Below are 938 nucleotides of genomic sequence, written 5' to 3' on the forward strand. Positions count from 1 at the left end.
GGCCGGACGCCAGGCGATAGATCGTCACCGAGGCTTCGGGGACATCCGAGAGCAATCCCTCGACGGTCTTCAGATCGGCAGCGGACGATGCTCCGGTCATATCCGCATAGGCGCGGTTGGCGTAGACGACGCGGCCCTTGGTGTCGGTGACGAGAAGCCCCTGCGACATCGAATCGACGAAGGATTTCGACAGTTCGTCGCCTGTCGAGCGTGGCGTGACCTGCACGAAGCCGATCGCCGTCGCGAACAGGAAGCCGACGCCGATCATCGCCAGCACGCCGAGCATGCCGAGCAGGAAAGGATCGCCGAGGCGCTCGCGGAAAAGACCGAAGACGATCGCGGCCCCCGTCAGAACGACGATGAAAATGATAAGCCGGGTAACCGCGCCCGGTCGCGTATTCTGGTCGACGATCGGTACCGGATAGAAATCGCCGCGCGCTTCCTTGGCCATGTGCCCCCTGCTCGTGAATTCCGGTGTTCCGACACCCGCCCCGTACCGGGTTGAATCACATTCTCCTAGTCCGGAAAAGGCCTGGGCGGCAAATGTCGGATAAAAATGATGTCTTCCGGCCTTCGGAGTTTTTCAAGCTGTTCAACAGCGTGAAACGCAACTTGCGGTGGCCCGCTTCAACGGTCTAGTGTCTTATCACTTCCAAGGGGCGATCAGGGGAAACCAATGCAATGGCTCGATAGCGTGGCAGGTCCCGGTTATGCCGCAGCATTGTTGTGGACGTTTGCAGCGCTCGTCCTGCTGGTCATCGTTCTCGTCATCGTCAAGCTGGTGCGCAACCTGACATTCGGAACCTTCGTCGCCGGCGGCCGGAACCGCAAGACGCGACTGGCCGTCATGGATGCCACCGCCGTCGACAGCCATCGCAGATTGGTGCTGATACGCCGCGACGACATCGAACATCTGCTTCTGATCGGCGGTCCGACCG

Annotated in this window: 1 protein-coding gene and 1 pseudogene; one reads left to right on the forward strand and one right to left on the reverse strand. The window is 60.8% G+C overall.

Annotated elements, in window-relative coordinates; genetic code table 11:
- Positions 1–451 (reverse strand): PAS domain-containing protein (locus tag EN925_RS37550; RefSeq protein WP_128337448.1); only part of this gene is annotated, 451 nt, incomplete at its 3' end.
- Between the two features lie 225 nt (positions 452–676).
- Here EN925_RS37550 and EN925_RS37555 point away from each other — a divergent pair.
- Positions 677–938: pseudogene (locus EN925_RS37555) on the forward strand (flagellar biosynthetic protein FliO); the annotation flags it as partial.

It is taken from the genome of Mesorhizobium sp. M7A.F.Ca.US.006.04.2.1 (genome assembly GCF_004022915.1).
Taxonomy (GTDB): Bacteria; Pseudomonadota; Alphaproteobacteria; order Rhizobiales; family Rhizobiaceae; genus Mesorhizobium; species Mesorhizobium ciceri.